At 39.3% G+C, this 23,882-nt stretch carries 24 protein-coding genes; 4 read left to right on the forward strand and 20 right to left on the reverse strand.

Features of this window, described 5'->3' with window-relative positions:
- Positions 1–172 precede the first annotated feature (172 nt).
- Positions 173–1,177, forward strand: a complete 1,005-nt coding sequence (locus tag BG04_RS25105; protein WP_034651506.1) for an LLM class flavin-dependent oxidoreductase — start codon at positions 173–175, stop codon at positions 1,175–1,177.
- A 27-nt stretch (positions 1,178–1,204) separates the two neighbouring features.
- Here the strand turns inward: BG04_RS25105 and BG04_RS25110 are convergent, their stop codons facing one another.
- From BG04_RS25110 to BG04_RS31715, 14 genes are all read right to left on the reverse strand, one after another.
- Positions 1,205–2,524, reverse strand: coding sequence for a (Fe-S)-binding protein (locus BG04_RS25110; RefSeq protein WP_034651503.1), 1,320 nt, complete (start codon positions 2,522–2,524; stop codon positions 1,205–1,207).
- Entirely contained in the window at positions 2,521–3,933 is a 1,413-nt protein-coding gene (glcD, locus tag BG04_RS25115; RefSeq protein WP_034651500.1) for a glycolate oxidase subunit GlcD, read from the reverse strand. Before glcD ends, BG04_RS25110 begins: the two co-directional genes overlap by 4 nt.
- 128 nt (positions 3,934–4,061) lie before the next feature.
- A complete protein-coding gene (locus BG04_RS25120; RefSeq protein WP_034651498.1) occupies positions 4,062–5,174 on the reverse strand; it encodes a CdaR family transcriptional regulator in 1,113 nt (370 codons plus the stop codon).
- Positions 5,175–5,245: 71 nt separating this feature from the next.
- Positions 5,246–5,818 (reverse strand): DJ-1/PfpI family protein, encoded by a 573-nt coding sequence (locus BG04_RS25125; protein WP_034651496.1) that lies wholly within the window; start codon positions 5,816–5,818, stop codon positions 5,246–5,248.
- Positions 5,819–5,938: 120 nt separating this feature from the next.
- Entirely contained in the window at positions 5,939–6,265 is a 327-nt protein-coding gene (locus BG04_RS25130) for an IDEAL domain-containing protein (protein WP_034651493.1), read from the reverse strand.
- Between the two features lie 323 nt (positions 6,266–6,588).
- Positions 6,589–8,022 (reverse strand): GntP family permease, encoded by a 1,434-nt coding sequence (locus BG04_RS25135; RefSeq protein WP_016764396.1) that lies wholly within the window; start codon positions 8,020–8,022, stop codon positions 6,589–6,591.
- A 45-nt stretch (positions 8,023–8,067) separates the two neighbouring features.
- Positions 8,068–9,258 carry an iron-containing alcohol dehydrogenase gene (locus BG04_RS25140; RefSeq protein WP_016764397.1) on the reverse strand — a complete coding sequence of 397 codons (1,191 nt, stop codon included), beginning with the start codon at positions 9,256–9,258 and terminating at the stop codon, positions 8,068–8,070.
- A 245-nt stretch (positions 9,259–9,503) separates the two neighbouring features.
- Complete coding sequence (locus tag BG04_RS25145) at positions 9,504–10,652, reverse strand: ABC transporter permease (protein WP_016764398.1); 1,149 nt, start codon at positions 10,650–10,652, stop codon at positions 9,504–9,506.
- Position 10,653: 1 nt separating this feature from the next.
- On the reverse strand, positions 10,654–11,760 hold the full coding sequence (locus tag BG04_RS25150; protein WP_034651490.1) for an ABC transporter permease: 1,107 nt from the start codon (positions 11,758–11,760) through the stop codon (positions 10,654–10,656).
- Between the two features lie 19 nt (positions 11,761–11,779).
- Complete coding sequence (locus tag BG04_RS25155) at positions 11,780–12,718, reverse strand: ABC transporter ATP-binding protein (RefSeq protein ID WP_016764400.1); 939 nt, start codon at positions 12,716–12,718, stop codon at positions 11,780–11,782.
- 101 nt (positions 12,719–12,819) lie between these two features.
- A complete protein-coding gene (locus BG04_RS25160; RefSeq protein ID WP_034651487.1) occupies positions 12,820–13,941 on the reverse strand; it encodes a sensor histidine kinase in 1,122 nt (373 codons plus the stop codon).
- A gap of 4 nt (positions 13,942–13,945) precedes the next feature.
- Entirely contained in the window at positions 13,946–14,602 is a 657-nt protein-coding gene (locus BG04_RS25165; RefSeq protein WP_211186153.1) for a response regulator, read from the reverse strand.
- Between the two features lie 149 nt (positions 14,603–14,751).
- Entirely contained in the window at positions 14,752–15,987 is a 1,236-nt protein-coding gene (locus tag BG04_RS25170; RefSeq protein ID WP_034651483.1) for a Zn-dependent hydrolase, read from the reverse strand.
- Between the two features lie 299 nt (positions 15,988–16,286).
- A complete protein-coding gene (locus tag BG04_RS31715) occupies positions 16,287–16,409 on the reverse strand; it encodes a hypothetical protein (RefSeq protein ID WP_013057357.1) in 123 nt (40 codons plus the stop codon).
- Between the two features lie 291 nt (positions 16,410–16,700).
- On the opposite strand from BG04_RS31715, the gene BG04_RS25175 reads away from it, so the two are divergent.
- Together BG04_RS25175 and BG04_RS25180 are read left to right on the forward strand one after the other, a co-directional pair.
- Positions 16,701–17,237, forward strand: coding sequence for an IseA DL-endopeptidase inhibitor family protein (locus tag BG04_RS25175; protein WP_014459798.1), 537 nt, complete (start codon positions 16,701–16,703; stop codon positions 17,235–17,237).
- A gap of 154 nt (positions 17,238–17,391) precedes the next feature.
- Positions 17,392–18,978: an MptA/MptB family glycosyltransferase gene (locus tag BG04_RS25180; protein WP_034651480.1), complete on the forward strand. Its 1,587-nt coding sequence runs from the start codon at positions 17,392–17,394 to the stop codon at positions 18,976–18,978.
- 40 nt (positions 18,979–19,018) lie between these two features.
- Here BG04_RS25180 and BG04_RS25185 read toward each other — a convergent pair whose 3' ends face one another.
- Entirely contained in the window at positions 19,019–19,432 is a 414-nt protein-coding gene (locus BG04_RS25185; protein WP_034651477.1) for a GNAT family N-acetyltransferase, read from the reverse strand.
- Positions 19,433–19,563: 131 nt separating this feature from the next.
- The gene (locus BG04_RS25190; protein WP_034651474.1) at positions 19,564–19,761 is read right to left on the reverse strand and encodes a hypothetical protein; all 198 of its coding nucleotides are present in this window, start codon (positions 19,759–19,761) and stop codon (positions 19,564–19,566) included.
- 92 nt (positions 19,762–19,853) lie between these two features.
- Here BG04_RS25190 and BG04_RS25195 point away from each other — a divergent pair, with 92 nt between their 5' ends.
- Positions 19,854–20,768: an aminoglycoside phosphotransferase family protein gene (locus tag BG04_RS25195; protein WP_034651471.1), complete on the forward strand. Its 915-nt coding sequence runs from the start codon at positions 19,854–19,856 to the stop codon at positions 20,766–20,768.
- A 17-nt stretch (positions 20,769–20,785) separates the two neighbouring features.
- On the opposite strand, the gene BG04_RS25200 is transcribed toward BG04_RS25195, so the two are convergent.
- The 4 genes from BG04_RS25200 to BG04_RS25215 form a co-directional block, all read right to left on the reverse strand.
- Positions 20,786–21,781: an LLM class flavin-dependent oxidoreductase gene (locus BG04_RS25200; protein WP_034651468.1), complete on the reverse strand. Its 996-nt coding sequence runs from the start codon at positions 21,779–21,781 to the stop codon at positions 20,786–20,788.
- Between the two features lie 14 nt (positions 21,782–21,795).
- On the reverse strand, positions 21,796–22,080 hold the full coding sequence (locus BG04_RS25205) for a DUF3219 family protein (RefSeq protein ID WP_016764409.1): 285 nt from the start codon (positions 22,078–22,080) through the stop codon (positions 21,796–21,798).
- Between the two features lie 135 nt (positions 22,081–22,215).
- Positions 22,216–22,809 (reverse strand): undecaprenyl phosphate transporter UptA, encoded by a 594-nt coding sequence (uptA, locus tag BG04_RS25210; protein ID WP_013057365.1) that lies wholly within the window; start codon positions 22,807–22,809, stop codon positions 22,216–22,218.
- Between the two features lie 94 nt (positions 22,810–22,903).
- Positions 22,904–23,623: an endonuclease V gene (locus BG04_RS25215; RefSeq protein WP_034651463.1), complete on the reverse strand. Its 720-nt coding sequence runs from the start codon at positions 23,621–23,623 to the stop codon at positions 22,904–22,906.
- Positions 23,624–23,882 lie beyond the last annotated feature (259 nt).

Below are 23,882 nucleotides of genomic sequence, written 5' to 3' on the forward strand. Positions count from 1 at the left end.
TATACCGTACAAGCTTTTTGTTTCTCAAAAGCTTGTGTAAATAAAGAACAATAACATAAAGGAAAATAATCGAAGCAAAATATTTTGGAACTCGAAAGATTATTGTTAAAATACTTGTATTCCATTGAAATAACAAGGCCTATGAAGTCTTTAAAGAAAGAAGATGAAATTGATGAGTAAAGCATTAAAAGATATTCCGATTTCCGTACTGGATCTTTCTCCTGTAGTTGAAGGAGGAACTGTATCTGACTCACTTAGAAATACATTAGATTTAGCTCAGCACGCTGAAAAATGGGGGTATAACCGCTACTGGCTAGCTGAACATCATAATATGACAGGTATCGCAAGCTCCGCTACATCTGTTGTAATTGGTCATGTAGCTGCAGGCACGTCACGCATTCGCGTAGGCTCTGGAGGTATTATGCTTCCTAACCATTCTCCGCTTGTTATTGCTGAGCATTTTGGCACGCTTGAATCACTATTTCCAGGACGTATTGATTTAGGCTTAGGAAGAGCGCCAGGGACGGATCAGCTGACAGCACAGGCGCTGCGACGCGACCGCAGAAGCGACGGCAGTGACTTCCCAGAACAGCTAACTGAACTGCAAGAATACTTTAAACCGGCTTCAGAAAGTCAGATGCGCGTTAAAGCTGTTCCCGGTCAAGGTTTAAATATTCCGATTTGGCTGCTTGGCTCAAGCGGTTTTAGCGCACAGCTTTCTGCACAGCTAGGTTTGCCATTTTCATTTGCAAGTCACTTTTCACCTAATAATACAATGACAGCTCTGAACATGTATCGCCGTTATTTTAAGCCGTCCGACGTGTTAGACAAACCATATGCAATGTTAGGTGTAAACGTAATCGCTGCTGATACAGATAGAGAAGCTGAACGTTTGGCTACTTCTATGCAGCAGCAGTTTCTAAATTTAATTCGAAACACACCGGGTAAACTAAAAGCTCCTGTGGATAATATGGATGAACTATGGACTGACTTTGAAAAAGCTTCTCTCCAACAGCAGCTGGGCTCTTCTATTGTCGGAAGTCCTGAGACGATTAAAGTCAAGCTTGAACAGTTTATTGAAGAAACAGAAGCAGATGAACTGATGATTAACGCTCAAATTTACGATCACAAAGCTCGCCTTCGTTCGTACGAAATTGTTTCTCAGCTGTTCAAATAATAAAAAGGCCGGACACGTCCGGCCTTTTTATTTGCTTTCTACTGCTTCAAGAAGTAAATCTGCAAGATGAACGGCCCTTACACTTTCTTCTACTCCTTCTCTAACTACCCCTAGCTTCATTTGAATGAGACAGCCCGGGTTTGCTGTTACAATCGTATGTGCATGGGCTTCTTTCACTTTTTCCATTTTATAATCTAAAATTTGCATAGACATCTCTTGTTCCGTTAAGTTATAAATACCAGCTGAGCCACAGCAATGATCCGCATTTTCCATTTCATTAAACACCGTTCCGTTAATCGCTTGGATCAGTTTTCTCGGTGCGCTGGACGTTTTCATCACGTTTCTTAAATGACACGAGTCTTGATACGTAATAATTTGACTTGGAAGCGATAACTTTTGTTTTTCCACAAACTGCTGCTGCAATAAAATCTCTGAAAAATCTTTGACTTTGGCAGAAAAAGCAGCTGCTCTTTCTTTCCATTCGGGTTCCTCTTTTAATAAATGATCGTATTCTACCAACAGCGCACCGCAGCCTCCTGCATTAAGAACAATATCATCCGCTTGAATGGATTCAAACGCCATAATATTTTGCTTCGCTAACTTCTTTGCCTGATCTTTTTCTCCTCCATGCGCATGCAGTGCGCCACAGCACGTCTGCACTTCTGGTATAACGACCTTACACCCCGCTTTTTGTAAAAGTGCAATCGTCGCGTTGTTTGTTTCCATAAACATCGTATCCATTAAACACCCTGTAAAAAAAGCAACCGTACGCTCTCTTGTTCCTTCTGCTTCAAATAAAAAAGGACGTTTCTTCATTTCTTTTTTTGTTAGCACAGGCGGAAGCGTTTTTTCCATTTGTGCTAAATTACCGGGCAGGACATTTAGTATATTTGTTTTTTGAACAGCTTTTTGCAAGCCGCTTCTTTGGTAGAAAGCAAGCAGAGAATGTACATTTTTTAATCGTTCTTTATGCGGGAAAAGCTGTTCAAACACCATATGCCTGAGCGCTTTTACTGGCCATTTATGCCTTTTTTTCTGCTGAATAATATCACGCGCTTCTTCTAATAAGTGTCCGTACTTCACACCCGAAGGACAAACAGGCTCACACGCTCGGCAGCCAAGACAAAGATTCAATTGCTTTTCAACAGCTTCATCAGGTTCAATAAGTCCGTCTACAACTCCTTTCATCAAAGCAATTCTTCCGCGCGGTGACGCTGCTTCATATTGATTCGTTTGTCCATACGTCGGACAGCTTGGCAAACAAAAACCGCATCTCATACAATTCATTAACTCGTCATAATCTAACCGTTCTTTGAACGCTTGCTGAATGTCTTTTGTTGCCGTCATGAACGAACCACCACTCTTTTTCTCGTGTCTTTAGCAAAAATTTTCCCTGGATTCATAATTCCTTGCGGGTCCAAAGCATACTTAATTGCTTTCATCGCAGCTACTCCTTCTCCTCCCATCTTCAGCGCTAAATACGGTGCTTTCATTTCTCCAACTCCGTGTTCACCTGTAATCGTTCCTCCAAGCTCAATGGCTTTATGAAAAATCGCTTCAAAAGCTTGTTCGACGCGGTGAAGCTCTTCTTCGTCACGCGCATCTGTTAAACAAGTCGGATGCAGATTTCCGTCTCCCGCATGACCAAACGTACAGATCTTAACGTTATATTTTACAGCAATTTCATTAATCGCTTTGACCATTTCACTAATTTTAGACCGCGGGACGGTTGCGTCTTCTAAAATGGTCGTTGGCTTCATTCGCGCTAAAGCAGAAAGAGCTGATCTTCTTGCTGTACTTAACGCTTCTGCTTCTGCTTGTGAAGCTGCTACTTTTACAGATACAGCATTTCCTTCGCTGCAGATACGGGAAATCATTTCAATATCGCGAGTCACTACTTCCGGCGGACCGTCTTGTTCAATCAATAAGACAGCGTTTACATCTGTTGGTAGCCCAACTTGCGCAAAATCTTCTACTACTTCACACGTCGGCTGATCTAAAAATTCAAGCGTAGCTGGAATAATCTTATTGGCGATAATAGCTGAAACCGTCTTAGCGGCTGCGTCCATGTCTTCAAACAGCGCGAGCAGAGTTTGTTTTGTTTCAGGTATTGGAATGAGCTTTAAAATCGCTTCTGTCACGACGCCAAGCGTTCCCTCAGACCCAACAAACAAGTTCGTTAAATCGTAGCCAGCTACATCTTTAGCCAGCTTGCCTCCCGTCTTAATACAGTCACCGTTTGCGAGAACTACTTCAAGACCAAGAACGTAATCTTTTGTTACGCCGTATTTTAAGCCTCGTAACCCTCCTGAACATTCATTGATGTTCCCTCCGATGGTTGATATTTTCATAGAGCTTGGATCAGGAGGGTAAAATAAACCTTTTGCTTCTACGGCGTTAACTAAGTCTAACGTGATAACACCTGGCTGCACGGTAGCGGTTAAATTTTCTTCATCAATTTCCAAAATTTTATTCATTCGGTTAAATGTAAGAACAATTCCGCCTTGCGTTGGACACGTTCCTGCGCTTAAATTTGTACCTGAACCTCTTGGCACAATAGGAACATGATCTTCGTTGCATATCGTTAAAATTCTTTTCACTTGATCTTTGTTTTCAGGCATAATAACCGCATCAGGAAGCGACTGAAAGTTAGGTGTTGCGTCATAAGAGTACACGAGTCTTGCTTCACTGCTATCTTGAAAGTTGGCTGATCCTACAACTTCAATGAGCTTTGCTTTTGTTCGTTCATTAAGCATAACGTTCCTCCTTATATATCTCTTAATCTTATTATAGTTGCAGAAGCCACGAGGGACTATGGATAAAAAACTAAAAAAAAGCGCTTTAAAAACTCATTTTTTGTATGTTTATCTAACGAAGGGCGCACTTACTCTAATAGAGACAGCGCAAGGTAAAAAAGCGTGATACCCTTTACGCTTTTTGGATCAATGTCTGTTAGTTCTTTCATTTGCTTCAAGCGGTAATGAAGCGTATTAATATGAATATGTAAATCAAACGCCGTTTTTTTCAACGATTGATCGTTGGCTAAATAGCATTTCAGCGTTTCGAGAAGCTCTTTTTCTTTTTGAATGGAAGAAAGCACTCGACTCAAGAATTCCTTTTTTACAGGTTCAGAAACGTCTTCTAAAATCATGTCCATCAGCAGCTCCTCATAAAAAACAACGGTTTGACGTTTTGAAGCCACTTTAAGCGCTTTTTTCGCTTCTTCATATGAAGCATGCAAATTAAATTGCTCCGCTGGCTTTCCTACACCAATAGTGATCATAACTTGGTTGTTTGCTTGAATATACTGCTGACATTTTATTAATTCTTCTTTAAATCCTCGCCTTGCCTTTTCACCTACAGCCTCTTTAAGTAAAAGCAAGCGATCGTATCCCCAATTTGCAATATAATCTCCTTCAGCTTTATGACTTTCAAACCAGTAGCGAATCATTTCTTGTACGTGCTGCTGCTTCTTTTTCGAAAGAGATGAATCAATTTGAAACAGCGTGCAGCAATAAGAGCTGTCTACTTGTACTCCTAAAATATGGCCTCGTTCAATAAATTCTGCATCTACTTGCTGGCTATAAATCCATTCACGAAAAAAAGCTTCTACTCCTTTATTTTCCCATTCCTTTGTTTCTATGTAGTATGCCTCGCGAATAATTAGCTCTGTTAATCTTCGAATAATGTCTGCAAAAGGCTCAACAGCTTCTGGCATACCTGTAATACCAATAACGCCAATAATGTCTCCTTGATAACTGATAGGCAAATTAATTCCTGGCTTAACTCCTTTTAAATCTGCTGCTTCTTTTTTGGAGATATATAGTTTTTCCTTTTTTTGCATCACGTTCCACGCGCCTTCATGAAAAAAACCAACCCGCTTTTCTTCTGTAGACGCAATAATAATTCCGCGTATATCCGTTACAATTACATGTTCTTTCATCACAAGCTGTACTTCTTTTATAATTTTCTTCGACAGTTCAGACACTAGCTGCACGTTGTTTACACCTCACCTATCATCAATTAAAAGAGCTGAAAGAATGGTTTTCTCTCAGCCCTCTTTTTTTATTATGCGTTCACTTTTTCAGCTTTTTTTAGCACGTTAAAAAACTCTTTCATAAATTTAGGTAAATCCGGCCAAGCTTGCCCGGTTACTAGGTTTCTGTCTATATGAAGCGTCTGTTCTACAAATACAGCACCCGCCGCTTCTACTTCCGGTCGGCAAGCAGGATACGCTGTCACTTCTCTGTCCTGCAGATACTCTCTAACCGTCGTTAACACGAGCTGACCATGACAAATAACGCCTAAAGGTTTATTTTCTTTTAAAAAATGCGCAGCAATTTCCTGAACTTTTGTGTTCATTCGAATGTATTCAGGCGCCCGTCCTCCAGGAATAATAAGTCCATCATAATCGGCGGGATCCACTTCATCGACAGAAGCGTGAGAATCAATTTTATATCCCATTTTCTCTGTGAATGTTTCCATCTCTGGAAGGAAATCATGAACAACCGTTTGAAGCTTCTTTTTCACGGGAGAAGCAATGGTACACTGAATACCTTCTTCTAAACAGCGATAATACGGATAAAAAACTTCTAAAGCTTCCACGGCATCTCCTGTTAAAATTAAGACACGTTTACTCATCTTTTATCACCTTTTCCTTCTTAATGTCATCACTTACTTCTTCTCGCAAGCTGCTTTCCATTCCTGCTTTTCCCCTATGAATAATAAAAAAAGCAGGGCCTTCATTCCTTATCAGGAATGTCAGCCTTGCTTTTTATCTTGTGATTTTTTTAATTCAGCTGTTAATTCACTAAACCAAGCCTTGTCTTTCGTTAACAGCGCAAGATCAATCAATGAAAGAATCTGCTCTTCGTGCGCCGTTTTTTGAAGGGGCAGCTTCTCTATTTTTTCATCCATCATGCCAATGGTTGTGCCGACCATTTTTTCATCATCACTTTTTACAACGTTGATTAGTGCTGCTTTTTTAGATGGATCAATCATTTTAATATATCCGTATATAAGTTCACCGTTGCGAGACTTTCCTTTGACCCAGTCGCCTACTTTTAAATTTCCTTCAAATAGCTTCACAGTCATTCTCCTTTCTTCATAAACATGCTAAGAATTAATGTAACTGCAGAAAGTAGTGTAATCATAATACTTACAGTTTAGAAAGTCAAAGAATCTGTTTTAAAGCAAAAAGCTTGATATACAGCTAAATCACTGCAACCTATAGACGAACAAAGGAGATAAAGATTCCTTGTGAAACCGCTGCTGATTTCCGTGCAAGGCTCCGCTCCAATCAACCGCTAATACACCTATATACATGAAATCTATGTTCACCACAACCATAAAAAAATCCGAACGATTCATCGTTCGGATTTTTCTTCAATTAAATTCAGCCTCTTTATTTGTTATACGAGTCCAGTTAAGCTGTAGATTCCAATGATTAAGAAACATGCAAGCGTTTTTATAACAGTGATGGCAAAAATATCTCGGTAAGACTGCTTGTGGGTTAACCCGGTAATAGCAAGCAGAGTAATAACAGCTCCGTTATGAGGAAGCGTATCCATACCGCCTGATGCCATCGCTACAACTCTGTGCATAACTTCAGGAGGAATGTTGTACTGATTAATAGCTTCTACATACTTATCTCCCATCGCACTAAGCGCAATTCCCATACCTCCAGAAGCAGAGCCTGTAATACCGGCTAAAATGTTTGTCGTAACGGCTCCATTGACAAGCGGATTTGTAAAGGTATGTGAAATACCATCACGAACGGCTGCAAAGCCAGGAAGAGATGAAATGACGCCTCCAAAGCCATACTCAGCTCCCGTGTTCATCGCAGCGAGAAGCGCTCCGCCAATACTTGCGTTAAGACCAGCTTGGAAACCGGTGGTCACTCTCTTCCAGTCATACGCAATCGTTGTGATAATTCCAATAACAAGTGCCAACTCCACTGACCAAATACCAACAACTGCGGTTAAATCTACTTTCCCGAACGCTTCAAGGCCAATTTTGGCAAAATCAAAACCGTCTGGGTACCATTTTGGAATAGAAACAGTAAAAAATTTGTTTGCCACCCCTACAAGCACAAGCGGAACAAATGCAAGAATCTGTCTTGCTACGCTAGGTTCATATTTAGGTTCTGTAGAAGGTACAGACTCTTTTTCTAGCTCTGCAGCAGCCGCTAGTTCATTATTAAACCCGTAGTAGCCTTCTCCAGCTTTTCTTGCTTTTTTGCTTCGGCTTTCTAAATACCAAAGACCTAAGCTAAAGACAATAACCGATCCGATAATCCCCAGTGTCGGAGCAGCATAGATGTCTGTTTTAAAAAAAGTCGTTGGGATAACGTTTTGAATTTGCGGTGTACCCGGAAGTGCATCCATGGTAAACGAAATAGCTCCTAATGCAATCGTTCCCGGTACTAATCGTTTTGGAATATTCGCTTCGCGGAATAAGTTAGCCGCAAACGGATAAACTGCAAACGCAACAACGAATAAACTTACGCCGCTGTAGGTTAAGATTGCTCCCATTAAAACAATAGCCAAGATGGCGCGTTTAGCTCCTACTACTTTAACAATTGTTTTCGCAATCGATTCAGCGACTCCAGACATTTCTACCATCTTCCCGAAGACTGCTCCTAATAGAAAGACAGGGAAGTAGTTTTTAATAAACCCAACCATTTTCTCCATAAAAACGTTTGAGAAAAACGGGAGTGCATAGCTTGGTTCCGTTAAAATAACGGCTAGCAGCGCACAAAGTGGAGCAAACAAAATAACTGAAAATCCGCGGTAAGCAACCAGCATTAAAAGCCCCAGAGATAGCAAAATAATCAGCAAATCCATAACGTTTCCCCTTTCATCCCTCATTCAATTTGTTTTGAATTTATCTTATTTTTTATAAAGTGCAGACTTAAACTCATATTCATAGCACGTGTAATACAGCTGGATAATTTCTTCTGCCGTCGGTACAACAGGATGGTTAGCAGGACTTCCGCTTTGAATCGCATCCGCTGCCATTTTCTCAACCGCCGCGTAAAACAGCTGGCGATCAATGCCCCACGATTGAAGATTAGGAATCTCTAAGTCGATACAAAGCTGCTTGATGGCTTCAATTAACACATCTGCTCCCTCTTTTTTTGTATATGATACGTTCGGAAAAAGAGCTTGTCCTATTTCACCTAAACGATCGATTGAAGCCTCTTTTGTATAGTCCAAAACCGCAGGCAGGAGCATCGCATTAGAAATACCGTGCGGCACATGGAATAACGCGCCAATAGGTCTTGACATACCGTGCACTAGCGCAACAGATGAATTTGAAAACGCCATTCCTGCCAGCATAGATGCATAGGCCATTTCGTTTCTTGCTTGAACATTTTCTCCATTTCTATACACAAGACGGATATTTTTCATGATTAACTCAATTGCTTGAAGCGCAAGTGAATCTGTAAAAGGATGTGCTTTTTTAGACAAATACGCTTCCACTGCATGACTGAGTGCATCAATTCCTGTAGCTGCCGTTACATGTTTCGGACATGATAGAGTTAATAACGGATCAACAATGGCTGTATCAGGCAATAATTGAGGTCTTGCGAGCATCATTTTCACATCGTACGCCGTGTCTGTAATAACCGTCGCTTTCGTCACTTCTGAGCCTGTTCCAGCAGTTGTAGGCACGGCAACCAAAGGAAGCGGACTATCTTGAAAATCTTGTTGATTTTGAAAATACGTTCGTAGATGCCCTTCATTTGTCATCATAATGGCAACCGCTTTTCCAGTATCGATACAGCTGCCTCCCCCTAAGGCAATAACCACATCGCACTGCTCCGTTTTACATATAACAAGCGCTTCATCTAGATGAATATCTGTCGGCTCTGAATTTACGCCTGTATACACAGCACAGTCCATGCCAGTCTCTGCTAAGTAACGACGGCAAGTTTCTACATTGCCTGCTTTCACCATAACGTCATCACTTATAAGCAATGCCTTTGTCCCAAGCAGTGCAGCCTGTTCTCCAATTTTAGAAAATGATCCTTCTCCATATAAAACCGTGCGTGGTACAAGTAGTTCATAAATTCCCACTGTTTTTCCCCCTTTGTTATCTCGCTGACAATCTCTCCTTCCGTATTTTCATGCTGACTTATGTAAGCGATTTCATTTGTTTGCGCAAAAAACCAACATGAACTTCGTTTTTCTCCCCTATTTATTCTCTTTTTGTATACCCCTTTCCTCTTTCATTCTAAAATTTCATCTTATATTTTTCAATCTTTTTTTGTAACTTTTTAAAAATTACAAAAAAAGCCAGAGGTATTCTCTGACTTTACCATTTAAATAAACTTTTGAACAGTATTATTTCGATTTAATTTATAAATAGACAGCAGGAAAAAAACAAGCGCAAAAGCTAGTAAAATGCTAATATTTAACCATAGGCTGCTTAAATCAGCTCCTTGTTGAACACTTTTTAACGTACTTAATACCCACGTTTGAGGAAGAAAGTCGGCTATTTTCTGCATCACATCCGGCATAAATTCAGGCGGGAAAAAGCAGCCGGACAGTAAACAAGTTGGCGTGATGATAAGCGTCTGAAGACCATTCGCTGCTTTTGAACTTTCTGTAAAAGCGATAATTACAAGAGACAAGCCGATGGCTACTAGACCAAACAAAACTAAAATGAAAAACAGCTGCCATACGGGAATGTTCATATCTACGTGAAAAAGAGTCGTAATACAAACAAGTGTAATCATTACTTGCAGAGTTAATAAAATCATATTTGTAATAACATTGGATATCACGTATTGCCTTGCGCTAACTGGCGAAGCTAACAGTCTAAAATACGTTCGCTGCTCTTTTTCTTTTGTGATAAGAGCCGATAAATTCACCGCAGAAAAAAGCATAAACATGATTAAATATCCAATTGTCTGCTTGACAATGTTTTGATCGGTTCCTTTGTCTTCAAGGGCATGCGTTGAGACGTGGAATGGCGCTTTTTGATAATTCTCATACATTTGTTTAAAAGCCGCATCGTCGCCTTCAGCAGCTTGATTCAGCGAAGAAATATTGTCAATATATTGATACAAATAAGACTTAATAAAGCTCGTTACTTCTGCTCCTTTTATTGAAGTGATTGTAATATGATCTGGTTTGTTCGCTTTGACGCTGTCAGAAAACCCTTTTTCAAAGGTAATAACCGCATCAACTTTCTTTGACGTAATCTCATGATCCACTTCTTTGTCAGTGAGCATTTTAACATTTGTTTTATGCAGTCCTTTTAAAAACTGAACGGTATCTTTTGTAATATCCGTTGAGTCGTGATTGACAACTCCGATATTCACCGAAGTCCCTCCTGCATTTCCATAAATAAGAACGGACATTAAAACCCCTGCAATAGGCAAACCAATAACAAGCACAAGCGTCCTTTTGTTTCTAAGCAGCATATTTCTTAGCATATTTGTGACAAGCCACATGATATTTTTCATGTTATAACCCCTCTCTTTTTCTCAAAAGCACAATTGCTATGCCCAGGAATAAAATAGAGAAGCCTACGTTCAACCCGATAACTGAAAGAGAAGCGCCCATATCATTTGTATAAATCAATTTAATAAGTCCATTATTCATCCAGGTTAAAGGTGATACATTGACGAATCCCTCTCCAGATCCATTTTGAAAATAGGTTCCTCCCACAATACACGACACTTGAATAACAACCATAATAATTGCTCTTGACGCCGCTTCCGTCTTCGTAAGGTAGCTAACTCCTAATCCAAAGCTAATGGCAAAAAGAATCTGAGATACTAACATTACGAGTACTAAGAGTAAATGATCTCCCCAGTTGGCATCAAAAAAATATTTAGTCGACATAATGACGACTAACACACAAATGGAGTGAACCAAAACAGTGCCTAAAATTTTTCCGACAAAAATTTCAGCGGTTTTAACCGGCGCGGCTACTAATCGACTAGCTGTATTTCGCATACGCTCTCCTCTAATTAAATAACTCGCTGAGATAGATCCGTACAAAACAATCATAGTTGTCATTGAAATGGCGTAGTAGTCTATTGAATTTGGCTGTTTTTGAGAATGAAGAGATGTTTCTTGAATATAGTCATGCTTAGACGCACGGAGCAGATTATCCACTTGCTGAGGGTTTACTTTGGCCACTTCCATAGCCACATTGTACTTATCCACAAAAGTGCTTAACATACCTTGGACCATGTTGAATTCAATGCTGTTTTCTTCATTTCCGTAGAGATGAATGTCTCCGTCTTTCACTTCTACATAAGCTGTATAGCGCTGTTCTTTTACTTCTTTTTTTCCATCCTGATTTTTTTTCAGCGCTTTAAAGTGAATGCCCGATTTTTCTGCATGGGCAGCAAACTGCTTAAAAGCAGCAGATTCTTCATTACTTGTGTTGATTTTATAGAGAACATAACTGTCGTCTATCTTCATATCGTTATTAAAGGCTTGAGACAAAGCTGTTCCTAAAATAAGGACGAGAGCCAGCGGAAAGAGAATCATAAAGATAAATGCACGCTTATCTCGCAGATCACTTTTCATTTCTTTCAAAGCAATTGCAATAATATTCATTCGTTATTCCTCCTTTCCTTTATATATCTCTTAAACTGCGCCCTGTCAGCGTAAGAAAGACCGTCTCTAAATTAGGGGCTTGTTCTTTAACTGCTTTAATTTCGATATGATGCGTCATTAAATAATGAATGACTTTGTTCAAGTTATTCACTTCGGCGCTTGAATTAATTTTAATGATTCCATCTTCATACGTAACGGCTGTTACGCCTGGAATTTCTTTTAGACCGCTGCAATCTATATCGTCCGCTTCTTTTACTTCAATCCAAATATCTTTTGTATCAGTGATAATAGCTTTCAGCTGCTCTTTTGTTCCTTCAGCAATAATTTTGCCGTGATCAATAATCGCAATCTTTGTACATACCTCTTCTACTTCTTCCATATAGTGACTCGTATAAATGATTGTGCTTCCCATTTCATTTAGCTTTTTTACAGATGTTAAAATATAATTCCGGGACTGAGGATCAATGCCAACCGTCGGTTCATCCATAATGATAAGCTTGGGGCGATGAGCAATTGCACATGCGATATTTAACCTTCTTTTCATTCCTCCTGAAAAGCTTTTCGGATACGCCTTTTGTTTATCTAAAAGCCCTACAAACGCTAAAGCTTCTTCGACTCGTTCGTTAAGAAGTGACCCTCTTAATCCGTAGAGACCTGCAAAAAACTTCACATTTTCATAGGCTGTCAAATCTTCATAAATCGCTAAGTCCTGCGGAACAATTCCAATGTTCATCTTTGCGAAATTTCGGTGTTTCTTTATATTTTTCCCAAGTACTTCAATATCGCCGCTGTTGCTTTGAAGCAGACTAGCTACCATATGAATCGTTGTGCTTTTTCCTGCTCCGTTTGTTCCTAAAAAGCCGAATATATCTCCTTCCTCTACTTGTAAAGACAAATTATCTACCGCAATAAAATCTCCAAATTTCTTTGTTAACTTTTGAATTGATAATACGTTCATCATTTCACCTCTAGTGTGTTGGTATATCCTTATTTTATGAAAAAAAGGCAAACTTACGTCAGTGCATAAGTTCACCTTTTCTCCATGAGAAATCTCATTATTTATGTATGAAGTTTCTCACCTATCGGCAGCAGTGTGGTAACAGAAAACCCGTTTGCCCCGTCAACGATCACCGTTCCGTTAATGGAAGCCGCTCGCTCTTCCATTCCTGCTATGCCAAGGCCTTTTTGAAACAAGTGAGCCCCTTTTCCATTGTCTTTGACTTCTACTTTAACCATTTTATTTAGTACATGAAGCTCAATGGCAATCATCGTTGCTTCTGCATATTTTAATGCATTCGTAATAGCTTCCGTTATATTTTCATGGATAATTTTCCACTGAAGAGGGGTGATAAGATCCAAATTCCCTTTGTATACAAGAGGCATTGCAATACTATGTTTAGCCTCAAATTCACCAATAAATAATTTAAGCCTGCTGATTCCTATTTGCTCAGCGGGAGGCTTTATACTTTTTAACGTTAACCTGATTTCTTCAATGCCTTCTTTCGAAATTGTAATTGCATTTTGAAGAAGAGACAGCGCTTTTTCTTCATCTTGCTTCATTACATGCTTTGCTGCCTCCATTTGAATAAGCGCTCCTGTCATTGAATGACCAATCTTATCATGAATTTCCTGCGATAATCGATTTCGCTCTTCTAATTTTGAAGCATATTGAGACTGTCTCACATACTCTTTATTTTCATTCACGTGCTTTTGCAGCTTTTGCATACTTACTCTCATTTCATCGAGCTTTTGTTCATAATTGATTGTCCGCTTTTGATAGAGAGCTGCTCCTGTATAAATAAAGAAAGTAAACGCAGCGACTAACACATACAGTGCGCTAATGTCAGAGGGAACAAGCAGCATTGGAAGCAAAACAACCAGCAGCACCATCCATTTTTTCACGACTGATTCTCCAATAAGCTCACAAAGGTTTAGCGGCAAAAGAAGAAAAAACAAAGGATGAAGTTTATACGCACAATATAGAATAAGGACAATTGAACTAACAATAAACATACGCTTGAACGCGCTCTTTTTCACAATGGACGCTGCAATATTAACACAGCTGTAAAGAAGCAGTGCTAACACAATAGCTGAAATCGAGTGGACATAATTAGACTGAATATACGTAATAGCCAAAAACAGTATAAGGATGAGCTTAGTCATCATTAATCCGACTTCCATAGCCCTACTTCCCTTTACCGGTTAAATAGTAAATAGCAATTTGAGTGCGATGCTCAAGTCCCGTTTTACTTAAAATCGAACTAATATAGTTTGCTACGGTACCTTCTGAAATAAAAAGTGTTTTAGAAATTTCTTTATTTGAAAGCCCCTTGGCAATCAGCGTCATAATGCTCGTTTCGCGCTCTGTAAACTGTGTCATATCCGCTTTTGACTCGCGCTTAGTTGCAGCGTTTAAACTTGATTTAATCTTATCTAGCACAACATCTTGAAGAACCGTATGTCCGTTGAACACGCTTTTGATTGCGTCTCGAATGCGCTCTGGTTCTGTATTTTTTAACAAGTAGCCTTTAGCTCCGTTTTTTACGGCATCAATTATATATTCATCGTCATCAAACGTAGTTAAAATAAGCGGCTTTGCTTTCGTTGACTCTGAAATAAGCTTTGTAGCCTCTACACCGTCCATAACAGGCATTCTTACATCTAACAATGCAATATCGACAGAATGATTCTTGCAATATTGAACGGCTTCCTGACCATCTTTTAAAGTAGCGACAACGTTGAATTCCTCGTATGTATTTAGTATAATTTTCATTCCTTCTCGAATAAACGAATTATCATCTGCAATAATAATAGTAATTTTCATTTCTGTAAGTGAGAACATCTCACTTTTTTTCACATCCTTTTTTCACATCCATCCGCATGCTTCTCATTTATTGTATCCATAATAAACCAAAAGTTCAATGCGATAGTTCGCAGTCTTTCTAAGCACTAAAAAAGAGCAAACCTCCGCAGGTTTACTCTTTTATCTCATTACTTCTGAGCTAACTTGATCACTGTTTCTAAAAGTACATTTACACCTTTTTCACATTCTTCCCAAGGAGTGAACTCTTCTTCACAATGACTTTTTCCGTTTACGCTCGGAATAAAAATCATAGCGGTCGGAATATAGCTAGCTAAAAACTGGGCATCATGTCCAGCTCCGCTTACCATTCGCTTGTAGGAATACCCAAGCGAACGAACCGACTCTTCCACTTCATCGCAAACCGTTTTATCAAACCACACGGTATCGCGACCCCAAAGCTTGGTCACCCGCACTTCGCAGCCTTCTAACAACTCCGCTTGATCAGGCAGTAATTGAATAATTTTTTCCACAGATGCAATGACATCTTCATCCGTATGTCTCGCTTCAAGCGAAAAAATAACTTTATTTGGAATAACGGTATGAATATTAGGCAGTACATTCATACGGCCCATTGTATAGACTAAATTTGAATCTAATCTGCCGAGCTCATGACGAGCTTCAGCAATCAGGTTATTAGTTGCAAAAAGCGCGTCTTTCCGCATGTCCATCGGCGTCGTCCCGGCGTGATCTGACTCCCCCGTAACTTCAATTTCATAGCATACCATTCCGAGCACGCACTCGACTACACCGATCGATTTGGCTTCTCTTTCTAAAATAGGACCTTGCTCAATATGTAATTCCACAAATGCCGATGCTTCAGTAAGACGGTTACTCGTATCGCCTTCATATCCGCATGATTGAAGGGCTTGCTCAAACGTCACGCCGTCAACATCCATCTTCTTCATCATAACGTCTTTTTGAAATTTGCCCGATAAAATACCTGAAGCCATCATGGAAGGCTCAAAACGCGCTCCTTCTTCATTCGTAAAGTTAACAATGGTAATCGGCACCTTCGGCTTAATATTATGTTCCACCAGCGTTCTTACTAACTCTAATCCTGCAACTACACCGAGGATTCCATCAAACCTTCCGCCTTTTTTTACGCTGTCCATGTGTGAGCCAATCACAACAGGCGGCTTATCTTCTACTCCTTCAAGCGTGGCGTAAATACATCCAAGATCGTCGATTTTAATATCCATTCCAAGATCACGGCAGCATGAACAAAAATAGTCTCGTGCTAAGCGGTCTTCTTCTGACAGCGCTAAGCGGGTTACACCATTATTAGGTGTTCGTCCATACTCGGCAAATCGTTCAAGCGTATTTTTTAACCTTTCTCCATTCACTGCTACTTTTTGTCGTTGCAACTCAACCACTCTCCTCATTATTTGGTTATAAAGTGTGTCTAAGATGCTGTGTTAATGAATATCATTCATTATGACATAAAATAGGCGATATCACTTGAAGCCCGTTAGAACTCCTTCCATTATTTTTATAATGAAAGTGCGCAGTTTGCCTTATGTATCTATTAGCTTCAAAACGTAAATTTCCTGCTTTTTTCTATGAATAATGCACGTGTTATTTATGCATTTTTATTATAAAAATAACGATAGGTTTTTTTCAAAAAAAAGAGAATTAGTTATTATACTAACTCTCCTCTACACACTTACTTTTTATTTGCTTTCTTCGCAATCGCAATCATTGTAGCCAAAACACCGACTGTAATAATCACAATAGCAATTACAGCAGTGGTAATAATAATTCCTGATGTTACTTCTGAAACACCCATTAGTCTACGTTCTCCTTTTGTGCCTGACCTATTTACCTACATCAGCATACTGGTCGGTTTATTCCTATTATATACGAACTTGTAAAGCGACGAAATATGTGACACATAATTGACATACTGTTTATATGTTTTCTTTTAATTCTACGTTTTATTTAAGAAAATACGGGAATAATTCAAACATATATAAGAAATACTCTTTATTTCTTTAAAGAAGTATTGTAATATAAATGTAACAATTGTAATATTAACAGCATGAATGTTACATATATTCAATGAATGAGTAGGAGGGAAATGGAAATGAAAAAATTTGGAATAATCTTAGCATCACTTGCTCTTTTCTTTTCACTAAGCACAGGAGTTACAGCTCAAGCAGCATCACAAAATCTATCAACGACTAATGCGGTAAAAATTGCAGCAAACGCAAGCAACCATTTCTGGAATGCACTTCATGGATCTAAAGGTAATTTATGTACTCAAAAAACATTTAATTATAAAGGCACTCAGTACTCATATCTTTGTCAAGATTTTAATACAAAAAGCAAACTAGTAAGCTACTTATCTGAAACTTTTACAAACAGTGCTATTCAAAAAGGATTAACAAATTATCGCTACATCACATATAACGGAAAGCTTGCTCGTCCTGTCGGTGACGGATTCAGCATGCTAGAGTGGAACAAAGCAAAAGCAAAACTAACTTATCAACGTGCCGATGTTCGCTCTTATCAATTTACGGTTCCAACAGTTGACGGAGGAAGTGTAAAACGCACCGTTACATTTTATAAATCTGGTTCACAGTGGAAAGTAAATAAGTTTGATGCTGTACTATAAGCAATATAAAAAACAAGGTCTTCTAAGGCCTTGTTTTTTTATGCTCTCTCCTCCTCTCTTTATTAAAGAAGTTTCACTTTATTTTCACCAACTCCCCTTATAGTATGGAGACACACTACTACTTATTCGATACATTGTCATCGGAGGATTTTATATGAACATACTACAAAAAAGAACGGCTTTTATCGTAATGGCTGCTTTTCTTTTAGCATTTGTTTTCAGTATCGTTTCACTATCACACTATAAAGGAGAAGAACATTTATTTTCGATTCAAGAAAGTCATCAGTTAAAAAAGATTACTAGTGGTATATCTGCTCCTGATAATCATTCTAGGGATCATCGTCTTCCTTCAGTAAACGGTCCTACTTCACCCAGCAATTCCGGAGAACACGTAACGCCTTTTCATAATTTATCTATGGATAACGGTGCCGGAAGTCAAGGAGCTAATAAAGACTATGAAACGCCGCTAGCTCTTTATACGGTGGGCTTTTTTATAGCAGCAGCTTTCGTTTACGGATTAGTAAAGAAAAAGAAATGGCATCATTCGATAGGGCATTCTCGCGTTATTTTATGGTCATTACTTGGCACTGGACTATTTATCCGGATTGCGCTGATTCCGTGGGTAGGCTCTCATATGGATGCATCTCTTTTCAAAAACTGGGCATCGGTTGCGGCTAATCATTTTTCAAATTTCTATGCTAAAAGCGGAAGCGATTATCCGCCGTTTTATATTTATATCTTGCTTATCGTTGGGAAAGTTGGCAGTTTACCGGATTTTCAGCAGTATTTTTCGCTGTTGATTAAAATCCCGCCTATTTTAGCGGATGTTGTCACATCTTATTTACTCTATCGTTTAGCTCGTAAATACTTGGCACCTTCTTTTGCATATCTGTTAGCAATGGGGTATTTATTTAACCCGGCCATTTTAGTTAATTCAACGTTTTGGGGACAAGTCGATTCATTTTTCACTTTGCTTATTGTCCTAGCAATTGTAATGATTACGGAAAAAAGAATTTATGCGTCGGCCGTTATTTTTACAGCAGCGGTCTTAATGAAGCCGCAGGCGATTATTATCCTGCCTATTTTGTTGTTCGAGCTCATTCGCCTGAAGCAACTGAAGCATTTCTTCGGGATTGCTTTCACTGCTGCTTTCACTGCTGGAGTGATTTTATTGCCTTTTTCAGCAGGAAAAAGTCCAACGTGGATTATTGATTTATTTTCATCCACCATTGGAGAGTACCCGTATGCTTCTGTTAACGCCTATAACTTTTTTAGTTTAATAGGCGCAAACTATAAAGACAGCTCTGCAACGCTGCTGTTTTTCAGCTATCATACGTGGGGACTTATTTTTATCGTCGCAACAACTGTTTTTTCATGGCTTATTTATATAAAAGGGCGCAGCTTTAAATACGCCGCTCTTGCAGCGCTGATTCAAATTTCCGGAGTATTTACGTTTTCTTCAAGCATGCATGAACGCTACTTATTTCCAGCAGCAGCTCTTGCTTTGCTCGCTTATATTTATTTGAAAGACAAAAACTTGCTTTACTTATCCCTTGGATTTAGCATCAGTATTTTTATGAACACTTTTTTTGTTTTATACGGTGACAGCAATATGCAAAACAGTACGTCCTATCCGTTTTCTATGTTTGCTACGTCTATGCTAAACGTTTTGCTTGTTGTTTATTTAGTAAAAGTTGCTTGGAATTTAGTCCAAAAAAGTACGGTTTTAAAAACTGCATAATACAAAAAGCTCAGTGAGTATGATTGATCACTGAGCTTTTTTACATAACAAGCGACATGCCTGGCGCGTCTTCTTCTCTTTCTTGAAACCCTAATTTTTTATAAAAATGATGCTTTCCTTTTGCAGCAAACAGCTGAATCGATTCAATTCCGCTTTCTTGGCATTTCGTCAACAGCTCTTGAATAATTTGCTTTCCAAGCCCTTTGTTTTGGTATGCGGGATCCACCATCACGTCGCAAATAAGCGCTTGGTAAATTCCGTCTGAAATCATACGGCCAAATGCAATTAATTGTTCATTGTCGTAAATACCGACTCTAAACCAGCTGTTGGCTGCGGCTTCAAACAGCTGTTCTTTTGTATAATTTCCTTTTTTACTTTTATGTAACCCGCTCGCTTCATGCAGAGCAGCAAACTGCTCAAATGGCGGAACCTCTTTTTTTATTACGTAGGACACGTTCATTCTCCTCTCAATACCGTTGCTTTCTATATTATATTTATACATCAAAAAGAATAATAATTCAATATTTTTATCTAGTTATCTTGTTACCCTTTCTCCAAATAAAAAAACTGCCAAACGGCAGTTTTTTAGGCTTGTACTGATTTTTTTCGTTTTTTAAGGTTAATTTCTGCAATGATAAGTAAAATGACTCCAAGAACAATCATGATTTTACTCACTGTTTCTAGCCACTCCGGTGCGCTTCCAGCAAGTAAAATGGCAAATCCAATGATATAAATCAGAAACCCCGCGAGAGCCCTAGGGGATTTCACCTTCTTTTTCTTCATATGTAGGGTCTCCTCCTTCTTTACAGATTCTATGTAGACTGTATATGATGAGTTTATCAGAAAAAATTGGAAACAACAAAGGAGACAAATGCATGTATACGTTGCCTCAAACGTTTTGTGATACGATTACTCACCTTCACTCTCATAAAGGCCAAAAATGGTTAACTGACTTTCCTCAGCTTATTCGCTACTGTGAAGAGCGCTGGCGTATCAACATTCACAGTCACTTGCCTCTTTCTTACCACTTTGTTGCCCCTGCGCGCAAAGCAGATGGTAGCGAACTAGTTGTCAAACTCTTTGTAGAGCCTTCAGAGCTGCTTCATGAGCAAGAAGCACTGACAGCACTAGCTGGTAAGAACACGTTAAAAATAGTGGACAGCGATGCTGAAAAAGGCATTTTAATGCTTGAAAAGCTGTCTCCCGGATGCCCGCTTTCCTCTTTATCAACTAAAGAAGAAGCTGCGTTAATCGCTGCTAGGCTTATGAAATCTCTATGGCGCGTGCCTCACTCGGACTCCACTATCGAAACAGCCGTTAAAAGAGAGAAACAGCTTCGAGAGTATACACAAATGTATCCAAGCGGTATTGATTTTCTTTCTTCTGAAACGCTTCAACACGCACTAGCCGTTTTCTCTGAATTAAACCGCACTTCTCAGCAGCTTTTTTTGCTTCACGGCGACTTGCATCATGATAACATCTTACAGTCTGGTGAGGCGTGGAAAATAATTGATCCAAAAGGGTTAATTGGAGAAAAAGAGTACGAAATCATCCCTTTTCTTTTAAATCATCTGCCTAAGATAAATGTGGCAGAGACAATTGACCATCGAATCAATATATTTGTAAAAGAACTGAACGTAAGTAAAAAACGCATTTTACTGTGGGGATACGCTCATTCTGTGCTAGCCACGTGCTGGTTAATAGAGGACCGCCAAGACGCCGCTTCTTTTTCACGTGCTATAGAAGCATTTCAGCACTTATTTGAGTACTATTACGGGCATAAAAAATAAGAGCCGACATTTGGCTCTTATTTTTTGCATTTCTCTGCGACAAGCTCATATGATTTTAATCGGTCAGCCGGATCGTGTGTAATAGTGATAAGCATGAGTTCATCCGCTCCGTAGCGTGCTTGAACTTCTTGAAGACGGACGTGTACTTCTTCTGGGTTTCCGATAATCATGGCTTCTTTCATCTTCTTCATTTTTTTCTCTTCTTCTTCTGTCAGCGGATAGCTGGCCGCTTCTTTAATAGAAGGCACACCTTTTGCTTCCATTTTATCCTGCTGAATTTTCCATACGAGTGAGCTTGTTGCGATGCGATGGGCTTGCTCCGTTGTTTCAGCGCAAATGACCGATACAGTGACAATCGCATAGGGCTGATCACCAGTCCGTCTTGGCTGAAATGCCTGTTTGTACTGATCAATAATAGCTGAACCGTCTTGTTCACTCATAAACTGTCCAAACGTATAGGCTATTCCGTTTCTAGCGGCGAGCTCGGCACTTTTTTTACTTGTGCCAAGCAGCCAAGGTTCCGGAGAGACAGGCGGCAGCGGCGAAGCTGAAAGCTTTGCGTATTCATGTTCAGCCGGAAATTTATCGTCTAAAAACTGAAGAAGCTCTTTAACAAGTTCAGGCATTTTAAATACTTGCTGTAAAAAATTATCCGACAGCGCATTTGTTGCTTCAGCCGATCCACCCGGCGCGCGCCCAATCCCTAAATCAACACGCCCTGGAAACAGCGTTGCGAGCATGTTATACGTTTCAGCTACTTTATACGGCTTGTAGTGAGGCAGCAGCACCGCTCCCGATCCAATTCGAATTCTATTAGTCTGTGCGCCGATATAGCCAAGCATCACTTCAGGAGCCGAGCAGGCAAGTCCAGACAAATCATGATGCTCTGCAATCCAGTAGCGCTCATAGCCAAGCTTGTCACCCGCTTTGGCCAGCTGCATCGATGCTTCTAACGCTTCCGCCGGGGTCTGATGGGATGAAACGGGCGATTGGTCGAGTATACTTACTTTCATCACGCATCTGCTCCTTATTCGTTCACTTCAATTAAACTTAATGAAAAATCCCCTACCTGGCCTTTTTCATATAAATTTGTAAAAGACGTAGAGTATTGATGAATCGTTCCTTGAAAATCGAGATCTTCTTCCGGGACATTTACATGAAAAGTACCTTTATATAAAAGTGTAGTAATATCATGATATTCCTCACTTGTTACTTTAAAATCAACTGAAACTTTTATTTTGCCTTTTACAATTTCTTGTTCATAGCTGTAAATTTGAATAGGCGTATCATTTAATACAATTTCTTGTACCACGTTAAATCGTCTCCTTTTTTAGTGCGTATGAAAAATAATAGCACTTGAAGAAGTCATGAGCAAATAAAAGAGCTTCTTTTTGCTCATGCAAAAAAAAGCATGGCTTTTTGCCATGCTTTTAGTTCAAAAACAATCTTATACGCGTTTTGTACGCGTGCGTTTGAATACGAAATAAAGAACAATAATAACAAATGCCGCAACCACAAACGGAAGCGTATATTTGCTTGCTACGTCTTCAATGTTCGCCCAGTTCTCGCCTAGCTTTCCGCCTAAGTAAATAAATAAAATCGACCAAGGAATCATCGCTAACACGGTTAAAGACGTAAACTTCCAAAACGGCATTTTAGCAATACCTGCAGGAATCGAAATTGCATGTCGAACAACCGGGACAAAACGAGCGGAGAAAACAACACCCGCGCCGTATTTATTAAACCAGTTTTCCGCAAGATCAATATGCTTATCATGAATGAATAAGTACTTGCCGTATTTTTGAAGAAACGGACGTCCTCCGTAGGCTCCAATCCAATATAAAAACCACTGTGCAATCGTTCCGCCAATAATTCCGGCAATGACTGCTCCAGGAAAACTAATCATGCCTTGAGAAATCATATACCCTCCGTAAGCTAGTACAATTTCACTTGGAATGATTTCAATCATTAAGCCGAGCGCAATACCTAAATAGCCAAGGCTCGTTAAAAAATCCAAAATACTCGCAACAAATGAACTCACCTTTAATCACCTTACTCATTCTTTAATAATTTTACACTACTACTATATTCCAACCATCAGTATAAAAGAAAACTATGAACTCACTATGAACAGCTTACTTCCCTGTTGACTGCCGGTACCTTTTCCGCAGCTCATGCGTATGCAGATCCGCTAGGCGGACCGGAATTGGAAGCTTACTTTCTTTTGAAATAAAATGCATCATAAGCTGATATGACATGTCCAAATCAATATAGTTTCCGCACGACAGAAAAATAGGCTTTACCCCTTTGGCTGTCCTTACTACTCTACCATAAACTTCGCCATCAATCACAATATCTTCATAAGCGCCCTCTGTATCTTCAGGCATAACGTAATCATGTCCCTTGATCTTTAAATAGCTTTTCCCAATTCCAACGGTAGGTTTATTGAGAAAAAACGAAGCATGTGTGGCTACTCCCATGTGCTCGCAGTGCAAATATCCATTGCCATCAAATAAAAACACGTCGGGCTCTATTTGAAGTTTTTTAGCTGCTTCAAGAATTAAAGGAAGCTCTCGAAAAGCTAGGAATCCAGGAAGATAAGGAACGGTTACTTCTCCTACACTGTGCACTTTTTCTACAACGTTTTTCGTCTGATAATCAACTACTACAATGCTGCAAGCTCCGTAAGATATGCCGTTTTCTTCCCAATATGCAACATCAACACCAGCACAGTTATGTATATGCGTCATTTTGACCCGTGATGTTAAATCAATTTGTGCTTTTAGCTTTTGCTGAAGCGTCCGGCACTCCTCTTTCGTTTGCATCGTAAACGTATGTATGTACTGAATATCCATGTTCCATTCCTTTCATTGACTGACTCACCTATTATACAACTATTTTCTAAGAAATTCCTATTCTTTTTTTCACACCTTTTATTATAGCGCTGTTTCCTTAACGTTTGATTAAAATCTCTATTCATTTACGCATTTTTTGTAAACATCACCATGAAAAAATCCCTATTTTTCTTTACGAAATGTCAACGCTTTCTACACACTTTCTCTATATCAGCATCACATTTTTTCGTTACGCTATTTCTATACCAACGCATAGGAG

The organism is Priestia megaterium NBRC 15308 = ATCC 14581 (assembly GCF_000832985.1).
Classification (GTDB): Bacteria; Bacillota; Bacilli; order Bacillales; family Bacillaceae_H; genus Priestia; species Priestia megaterium.